The sequence below is a fragment of the Nitrobacter winogradskyi genome (assembly GCF_006539545.1).
GTDB lineage: Bacteria > Pseudomonadota > Alphaproteobacteria > Rhizobiales > Xanthobacteraceae > Nitrobacter > Nitrobacter winogradskyi_A.
This window is the reverse complement of record NZ_BJNF01000024.1, coordinates 57,501-66,428: the sequence shown is the minus strand read 5'-3', so window position 1 is coordinate 66,428 and position 8,928 is coordinate 57,501. Positions and strand designations below refer to the sequence as shown.

Below are 8,928 nucleotides of genomic sequence, written 5' to 3'. Positions count from 1 at the left end.
GCTCTAGATTGTTTGAGCATGATCTTTTCCGAAAACCGGTTTCCACTTTTCGGGATCATGCTCTAGAGCAAGGGCGTCCGCGTGCTACTTCCTTCGTTATCGTCGTCGATCGCAGTGGGTCCGCTGGTTGGCTGGATGGTCGTGCTGACCGTCAAGCATGTGCTGGCCGATTTTGTGTTGCAGAACTCCTGGATGGCAGTCGGCAAGGATCAAAGGACCGGCTGGGCCTTGCCGCTGCTCTCGCACTGTCTCGTGCATCTGGCGCTGGCGCTGGTGCTGATTCTCCTTATCGCGCCGCGCTTCTGGTTCATCGCCTTTATCGATTTCGCGATTCATCTCGTCGTGGATCGCGCCAAAGGTATCTGCGTCTCCGCCTTCAACGTGACGCAGGACCATCAGCACCCATGGTTCTGGACGCTGATAGGCGTCGATCAGACATTGCATCATCTCACCGGATTTGGCCTTGCGATCGTCATGGCGTTCAACGCGTGAGCTGATGATACGTCATACGGCAAACAGGTGGAGCTTACGGCGGCACCCGCGAATCGGCGGATGATCCGCGGCTTGATTCGGAACCGGAATGCAAGTCCGCCCGGTTCGACTTTGTGGGCGTGGTTAACTGCTCGTTAGGGAATTACATTGCATCCTCATGAGGTGAGGAGAGTTGCGCATGTCTAGCTCCGACGCTTTCGAGAACGACATATGCCCGATCAAGGATGATCTGTTGGGCGCCATGTATCGCGCCAGCGAGCATGGATTGCCTCAGCTGATTGCCAGCGTCACTCCGGATGTACGAGCGATGCTGGCGCTGTTCTGCTACCGCCGGAGCCATTTGCACTCACTGGCTCTGGCGGTCGCTTCAAGCTGCACGGAGCGCGATCTGATCGTGCTCGGGGGCCGCGTTGGTTCCACGCTGTTCGCGCTGTCGCGCAACGCCCGGCAACCTCATGTTCGGTCGCTGCACGGCCAGCGCAAGCCGATCACGTTATCAACCAGGCCGCTCAGCACGTATGTGCCGCTCGACGATCAGGTCGACGACGAGGAGGCTGCGCTGGTTTCGGCGTAGCGCGGGCCGCCGGCAGCCTACTTCTTCTTCTCTTTGGTGATGACGCCCGGCAGCGTGAGATTGCCGGAAGCCACCTTGTAGGTGCCGGTAACGCACAGAAGCGGCGCCTTGCCGGTTTCATTGACCTGCAGATGTGCGGCGACGGCATCGAAATTGACATTTTCCGCGCCTTTCACCGGCACGGTGATGCGCACCGTCTTGCCTTTGAGGATGGGACTCATGCCGGGGCTGTCCAGGGCGAGCGGCAGGCCGGGCGCGGTCGCTGGCAACAGGTCCTGTCCCGGCGAGATGTCGAGCACCTTGAGGCCGCCAGCGCAGGCCTTGTCGCTGGCCAGCACCACCCAGTGCGAATGCCAGTCGGCGCCATCGTTGGTCGGGTCGCCGTCGCCATTTTCGTCAAACAGCGGCGTGTCGTCGAAATCCGGGTGCGCGGTGATGGCGAGCGCGAGGATGCCGGAGCCTTTGGCAAAGCCGACCGTCGCGGGATCGAGCTTGGTCGGCCAGACGTAGGCGTCCACCTTGGCGCCCGCGAGCTTGCCGACCTTTTGCGGCTTCAGCGAGCCGGCGTCGCCGCTGACTTCCATGGCGAAGGTGGCAAGCCGTCCGTCCGTCGAGGCGGAGGCGCTGGTGACGTCGAACGCCGGCGGCACGGCCGTGTCGGGCTTGGCGCGGATGTCATGGGCGAGAGCGGAGGTCGCCAGCGCGCCTTGCAGCAGGATAATGGCCATGTTGGTGGAGAAATTAGACATCCGTAGGCTCCTTGTTGTTAATATCGAGTCGATACTATATGGATGAAGGATGATCGGAGCTTCGTCAATAAAAATAGCGAGTCGCTACTATGTTTTCACGAACGGCTCTAGAGGCGGCGTATCTGATCAGCCGCCTGGACCGGCTGGCGCGCAGCGGCGTCAACGTCGAAGGGCTCAATCCCGCGCAGTGGGAGGCGTTGCGCTATCTGTCGCGCGCCAACCGGTTTTCGCGCACGCCGGCGGCGCTGGCCGGCTATGCCGGCTCGACTCGCGGAACCATTTCCCAAACCCTGATTGCCTTGGAGCAGAAGGGGTTGGCGTCGCGGCAGTCCAGCCGCCGCGACGGCCGTTCAGTTGAACTAGCGCTGACCCCGCGCGGCGAGGCTGTATTGAGAGACGATCCGCTGCGGCGGCTGGCGGACGACATCGCGGTCGCAACGAGTGGCGAAGCCGGGGAGTTGCTGGCGACCTTGCAGGACATCCTGTCGTCAACGATCGCGCGAAATGGCGGACGCGCCTTCGGAGTGTGCCGCACATGCAGGCATTTCCGTCACAACGCCAAACCCGGCACCGCTTCGCCGCATCATTGCAACGCGCTCGGTGAATCGCTCTCCGATTCCGATAGTGGAGCGATCTGTCAGGAGCATGAAGCCGCGTGAAGAAACGCCTATCGCCGCAGCAACAGCGCGCCAATCAGGCGGGATCCACCAGGATGACCCGGAGGTCATTGACGTTGGTGAGCGTCGGGCCGGTCAGCAGCAGATCCCCGGTGGCGGCGAAAAAAGCCGTGGCGTCGTTGTCGGCGAGATAGGTGAGGGGATCGAGCTTGAGCGCACGCATCGTCCTGAATGTGCTGGTGTCGATCACCGCGCCGGCGGGATCGGAAGCATCGCCCGCTCCGCCGTCGGCGCCATCGGTATCAGCCGCCAGCACGGAGACGCCGGCTGCATCCTTGAGTTGTGACGCAAGCGACAGCGCATATTCCTGATTGGGCCCGCCGCGCCCGTTGCCGCGAACCGTTACGGTGAGTTCGCCGCCTGAAAGGATAGCGAGCTTGCGGCCGTCGGCGCGCGCCTCTAGCGCGAGTTTCGCGTGCTCGACTGCAACGTCGCGCGCCTCTCCTTCGAGATTCGCGCCGAGGTCGAGCACCTCAAAGCCCGCCTCGCGCGCGAGGCTGGCGGCGGCGTCGAGCGAGGTCCTTGGCCGTGCGATAATCTCGAAGCGGGCGCGAGCAAAGGCGGCGTCGCCGGGCTTGCAGCTTTCGTTGGCGGGATCGTCGAGCGCGCGGCTAACCGCATCGTCACATGCGATCCTGTATTGTGTGAGCAATGCGCGGGCGTCGGCCAGCGTGGTCGGGTCGGGCACGGTAGGTCCCGAGGCGATGACGGTCGGCTCATCGCGCGGCACGTCCGATATTGCCAGGGTGACGATCTCGGCGCGGCTGGCAGCTCGCGCGAGCCGGCCGCCCTTGATCCGCGACAGGTGCTTGCGCACCGTGTTGATGTCGCCGATCGGAGCGCCGGAGCGGAGCAGGGCCTGGTTGACCCGCTGCTTCTGCGCGATCGATATGCCGTCAACCGGCGCAATCCAGTTCGCCGAACCGCCGCCCGAAAGCAACACCAGCAGCAGATCGTCGGCTGTCGCGGCGCTCGCGAGGGTCAGGCTGGCGGCTGCGGCGTGCAAGCCCGCTTCATCCGGCACGGGATGGCCGGCCTCGATCACCTTGATTCGACGCGTCGGCACCAGGTGGCCGTAGCGGGTGGCGGCGAGACCGGCAAGCCGGGCGGGATCGAGACCGGCGTCGTCGAGATAGTGTCGTTCCACTGCCGCGGCCATCGCGGCGGCGGCTTTGCCGGCGGCGAGGCAGATGACGCGCCCCTCAGGCAGCGGCGGCAGATGCGCCGCCAGGATGTTGTCGGGATGCGCGGCGGCGACGGCCGTATCGAAGATGGCCCGCAGCAGCTTGCGGTGGTCGGTCATGCTCGGATCCCGATGATCCCTGCCGGAGCGCACACTGATCGAAGCTCCGGATTTCCCCCGCGCCGACAGATTTGCCTGTCTCCAATTCTTCCGACGAACTGTCAGGCGTGTTTTGCTGGAGTCTGTTCCAACTGCGTTGGATCCGATCCAACTACTTTGAATCAGACCCGTCGCTTATCTTTTTGTTTGAGCATGATCTTTTCCGAGAACCGTTTCCACTTTTCGCTGGCGCGGCCCTTCAGGTCCGGATCACGTTCTAGCGGTTGGAGATCTGCCGAGGCAACGGCAGGGCGGGTGAGCCTGCCGCATCGGAAACCCTGGCGACCGTGCTGCGGCTGTTCATCATCGCGTCGAGCCGTTCGCGTTCCTTCTCGAAGCTGGCCAGGATGGTGCCGTCCAGTGATCGTCCCCGCGGAAGCCTGACGCGCATCGGATCGACGAACCGGCCGTTGACGAGAATTTCGTAGTGCACATGCGCTCCGGTCGAGCGGCCGGTCGAACCGACAAAGCCGATCACCTGCCCTTGCCGGACCCGCTTGCCCGGCTCCATTCCCTTGGCGAAGGCCGACATGTGGCCGTAGGCGGTTTCATAGCCGTTGTTGTGCTTGATACGGACGTACTTGCCGTAGCCGCCTTCCCATGCCGCTTTTTCGACAACACCGTTGCCTGTGGCGAAAATCGGCGTGCCGTAAGATGCCGCCCAATCGACGCCGGTGTGCATTTTCACGTAACCGAGGATCGGATGCCGCCGAACGCCGAAGCCTGATCGCATCATCGCGCTGGCGACCGGCTTGCGGACCAGGAACTTCTTCGCGCTCTTGCCGGATTCGTCATAATAATCGACCATCGCGTCGTCGGGGGTCTGGAAGCGAAAGTATTTCTTGGTCTCGCCGCCCACGGTGAGCGAGGCATAAAGCACTTCGTTCTTTTCGGTCGTCGGCGTTCCTTCATCGTCTCCGGCATAGAAGACGTCGAATGAATCGCCCGGCTGGACTTTGCGCTGGAAATCGATGTCGTAGGAGTAAATGCGGATCATGTCCTCGATGACCGCAGGCGGGACTTTGTCCCGCAACGCGGTCTCGTAGATGCTTTGATAAAGCCGGGCTCCGCTGCCATCGTCGTTGTCGCTGCTGTCGGCGACATCGGCGACCGAATTCATGCTGGCGACGTCGACGGCGACATAGTTGCCGAGATCCGACAGCGCGGCGACAGCCTCGATGAGAGAATCACTCGCCACGATCACGCGGTAGGGCAGCAGTCGCTGGTCGGAGGTTGCGGGCGCCATCATGATGCGCAACTTCTGGCCTTCCCGAAGTCCGCCGTCGCGGCCGCGAGGTCCGAGCGTGGTCGCGATCGCGCGTGCTTCTTCCGGCGTCGCGCCCTGGTCCCGCAATACCGAGACGATCGTGTCGCCTCTCCTGACCAGATGCACCCGCTCGCCTATTGGATTGCCGCCGGTGAGTTGTTCGCTGGTTTTCGGGAGCAGCGTTACGTTTTCCGGGACGATGCGGGCCTCGAATCCGGCATAAGGGTCCACGCCGCCTTCGGCGGCGTAGGCCATTTTGATGCTCGACGTCGCGCCAGGCGCGTCCGCCGCCGCTTCGGCCATCGTATACCGGACACCGCTGTTGCCGCGCCAGTTCGAGGCGTCGCGCACCCGCATCAAAACTTCATCGATCGGGAGGATTGCCGCGATCTTCGCCTTCGGCAGGAACGAGGCGAGATCACGGGTCACGAAGGAAACTTCGGCGTCTGGTTCGGCCGCCGCCGCGGCGCTTGCGTCTTCCGAAGTGGTGCGGGTGGGGCTGCCGACATCCGCCAGCAGGCGCTGCGCGTTGAATGGCGGCACGCGTGCGCTGAGATCACCGGTCGCCATCGACAGGTTGCCTGACACCCGAACGAAGGGCCGGACCCGCATCACATCGCGATTGCCGGCACGGGTCACAGTCGAGACGCGGATGACCTGCCTTGCAGCGGTCGCCTCGCTCGGCGGTGGCAGACGGTCACCCTTGTGGAGGCTGGCCTGATGATCACCGCTTCCGAACGAGCCGCGAAGCCCGCCTTCGACACGCTCGGCCACCTGCGCAAACGTGGTCTCACCGTCGAGCGACGCAAAAACGGCGCCGCCGATGAGAGCTGCGCCGCACAGGCCCGTCAGGATGGTGCCGCTGAACCACTGCACGGAGACGCGGCGGCGATCGATGACGGCAGCTTCGGATCCGTCCGCCGAAAGCGGTGGTTCATGACCGAGGTCAATGAGGCCCGTTTCGCGTCCTTTATGTCCAGCGCGTGCCGTACTCAAATCCGTCGTCCCCCAAATCCTGCAACCGTCACGTTGCGGTCGCTTGGACACGGCGATGCGATCGTGGACAGACCGCCGCTTTCTGAAGCTACCTAGTTCCTGGACTTAGCCGAGTGTCTGATGCCCCTGGCAATCGGCTATTCAAGACTTACCTATCCCTGAGAACGTCGCAGGAATGTGGCTCAAGTACGGCATTTCGCAGGGCTTTTTCGCGTTGCGAAATCGTTTTGCCCCAATGCTACAATTTGTTGACGATTGGCGTTGACAAGCGCCGGGGAGTGAGACTATAAACCGCCCACTGAACGCGGCGCCGCTTTGGACTTTGCCAAAGCACACCGTCGCTTCGGTGAAGCTCCTCACTAGGTTGAGCGAATCAACAGCCGATAGCCATCGGTTGTTATTTGTCGTCTGTGAAAGTGCTTCACCGGCTTCCAGAAGTGGAAGTATGGGCTCTTCGGATCCCGGGCTGTTTGACAAGTAAAGATGAAGAAAGAGAAACGTGGACGGCGGAGTCCTTGCGGGTCTCGCCCGCTAAAGCTTCGGCTTTGGTGGATCGAGATCGGACGAAAGACTTCGGCGGTACACGTTTAAAGGTTACACCATCGTTGCCCGCGATGTGAATCGCAGGCGGCAGGTTGAGTTCTGGTTCGGAAGAACTTGGGCCAACAATGGTGGGACCTCGTCAAACGTTGTGATCAGCCGGTTCAAGGTTTCAAGTCCAACTTGAGAGTTTGATCCTGGCTCAGAGCGAACGCTGGCGGCAGGCTTAACACATGCAAGTCGAACGGGCGTAGCAATACGTCAGTGGCAGACGGGTGAGTAACGCGTGGGAACGTACCTTTTGGTTCGGAACAACCCAGGGAAACTTGGGCTAATACCGGATAAGCCCTTACGGGGAAAGATTTATCGCCGAAAGATCGGCCCGCGTCTGATTAGCTTGTTGGTGAGGTAACGGCTCACCAAGGCGACGATCAGTAGCTGGTCTGAGAGGATGATCAGCCACATTGGGACTGAGACACGGCCCAAACTCCTACGGGAGGCAGCAGTGGGGAATATTGGACAATGGGCGCAAGCCTGATCCAGCCATGCCGCGTGAGTGATGAAGGCCCTAGGGTTGTAAAGCTCTTTTGTGCGGGAAGATAATGACGGTACCGCAAGAATAAGCCCCGGCTAACTTCGTGCCAGCAGCCGCGGTAATACGAAGGGGGCTAGCGTTGCTCGGAATTACTGGGCGTAAAGGGTGCGTAGGCGGGTCTTTAAGTCAGGGGTGAAATCCTGGAGCTCAACTCCAGAACTGCCTTTGATACTGAGGATCTTGAGTTCGGGAGAGGTGAGTGGAACTGCGAGTGTAGAGGTGAAATTCGTAGATATTCGCAAGAACACCAGTGGCGAAGGCGGCTCACTGGCCCGATACTGACGCTGAGGCACGAAAGCGTGGGGAGCAAACAGGATTAGATACCCTGGTAGTCCACGCCGTAAACGATGAATGCCAGCCGTTAGTGGGTTTACTCACTAGTGGCGCAGCTAACGCTTTAAGCATTCCGCCTGGGGAGTACGGTCGCAAGATTAAAACTCAAAGGAATTGACGGGGGCCCGCACAAGCGGTGGAGCATGTGGTTTAATTCGACGCAACGCGCAGAACCTTACCAGCCCTTGACATGTCCATGACCGGTCGCAGAGATGTGACCTTCTCTTCGGAGCATGGAGCACAGGTGCTGCATGGCTGTCGTCAGCTCGTGTCGTGAGATGTTGGGTTAAGTCCCGCAACGAGCGCAACCCCCGTCCTTAGTTGCTACCATTTAGTTGAGCACTCTAAGGAGACTGCCGGTGATAAGCCGCGAGGAAGGTGGGGATGACGTCAAGTCCTCATGGCCCTTACGGGCTGGGCTACACACGTGCTACAATGGCGGTGACAATGGGAAGCAAAGGGGCGACCCCTAGCAAATCTCAAAAAACCGTCTCAGTTCGGATTGGGCTCTGCAACCCGAGCCCATGAAGTTGGAATCGCTAGTAATCGTGGATCAGCATGCCACGGTGAATACGTTCCCGGGCCTTGTACACACCGCCCGTCACACCATGGGAGTTGGTTTTACCTGAAGGCGGTGCGCTAACCCGCAAGGGAGGCAGCCGACCACGGTAGGGTCAGCGACTGGGGTGAAGTCGTAACAAGGTAGCCGTAGGGGAACCTGCGGCTGGATCACCTCCTTTCTAAGGATGACTCTTCAGAAGCGTTCACGCTCTTCTATCGGGTCTCTTGGAAACATCAGTGGCCAATGATCGTCAGGATCGTTGAGCTGCATTGGCGGGATTTCGCCGTCTTCGTTTCTCTTTCTTCGCGGACGAACACGCGCCAGGGGCGGCGCTTGTGCTCATGATCCGGTTAAGCCGGTGGAGCGCGCTGTCCCTCGTCGTTAGGGGCTTGTAGCTCAGTTGGTTAGAGCGCGCGCTTGATAAGCGTGAGGTCGGAAGTTCAAGTCTTCCCAGGCCCACCATTCAATCAAGCGCAGCATTCGTCTTCTGGTAAGGGGCCATAGCTCAGCTGGGAGAGCGCGTGCTTTGCAAGCATGAGGTCGTCGGTTCGATCCCGTCTGGCTCCACCAGATGGTTTGATTGATGGGCTTGATCGATGTTGTTTGGTTAATTTCGTCCGCGAGAACAACGCTTCGCAGCCTCATTTATTACAGATGAGGTGTGCGGGATTTCTGACATCGTAAAGAGGAGATCGATCCGAGTTTGGATCGCATGCCATGCCATGTGCGTGGTGAGCATCCATTCACTATCTCCAGGTCATTTCGGCGCCCGTTCAGGTCGTGACGCAAGTTGCGAGATGT

General features: G+C 60.8%; 6 protein-coding genes, 2 tRNA genes and 1 rRNA gene. 6 read left to right on the top strand and 3 right to left on the bottom strand.

What is annotated here, in order from left to right; genetic code table 11:
- Positions 1 to 81 precede the first annotated feature (81 nt).
- Together NWI01_RS04935 and NWI01_RS04930 are read left to right on the top strand one after the other, a co-directional pair.
- Complete coding sequence (locus NWI01_RS04935; protein WP_141382817.1) at positions 82 to 492, top strand: DUF3307 domain-containing protein; 411 nt, start codon at positions 82 to 84, stop codon at positions 490 to 492.
- 178 nt (positions 493 to 670) lie between these two features.
- On the top strand, positions 671 to 1,066 hold the full coding sequence (locus NWI01_RS04930) for a hypothetical protein (protein WP_141382816.1): 396 nt from the start codon (positions 671 to 673) through the stop codon (positions 1,064 to 1,066).
- A 17-nt stretch (positions 1,067 to 1,083) separates the two neighbouring features.
- On the opposite strand, the gene NWI01_RS04925 is transcribed toward NWI01_RS04930, so the two are convergent.
- Positions 1,084 to 1,815: a hypothetical protein gene (locus NWI01_RS04925; protein ID WP_141382815.1), complete on the bottom strand. Its 732-nt coding sequence runs from the start codon at positions 1,813 to 1,815 to the stop codon at positions 1,084 to 1,086.
- Between the two features lie 89 nt (positions 1,816 to 1,904).
- On the opposite strand from NWI01_RS04925, the gene NWI01_RS04920 reads away from it, so the two are divergent.
- Complete coding sequence (locus NWI01_RS04920; protein ID WP_141382814.1) at positions 1,905 to 2,474, top strand: MarR family winged helix-turn-helix transcriptional regulator; 570 nt, start codon at positions 1,905 to 1,907, stop codon at positions 2,472 to 2,474.
- A gap of 34 nt (positions 2,475 to 2,508) precedes the next feature.
- Here NWI01_RS04920 and NWI01_RS04915 read toward each other — a convergent pair whose 3' ends face one another.
- Complete coding sequence (locus NWI01_RS04915) at positions 2,509 to 3,795, bottom strand: glycerate kinase type-2 family protein (protein ID WP_141382813.1); 1,287 nt, start codon at positions 3,793 to 3,795, stop codon at positions 2,509 to 2,511.
- A gap of 256 nt (positions 3,796 to 4,051) precedes the next feature.
- Positions 4,052 to 6,097: a M23 family metallopeptidase gene (locus NWI01_RS04910; protein WP_141382812.1), complete on the bottom strand. Its 2,046-nt coding sequence runs from the start codon at positions 6,095 to 6,097 to the stop codon at positions 4,052 to 4,054.
- Positions 6,098 to 6,816: 719 nt separating this feature from the next.
- Here NWI01_RS04910 and NWI01_RS04905 point away from each other — a divergent pair.
- From NWI01_RS04905 to NWI01_RS04895, 3 genes are all read left to right on the top strand, one after another.
- Positions 6,817 to 8,305, top strand: a 16S ribosomal RNA gene (locus NWI01_RS04905).
- Positions 8,306 to 8,512: 207 nt separating this feature from the next.
- A tRNA-Ile gene (locus NWI01_RS04900) sits at positions 8,513 to 8,589 on the top strand.
- A 32-nt stretch (positions 8,590 to 8,621) separates the two neighbouring features.
- Positions 8,622 to 8,697 (top strand) — tRNA-Ala (locus NWI01_RS04895).
- Positions 8,698 to 8,928 lie beyond the last annotated feature (231 nt).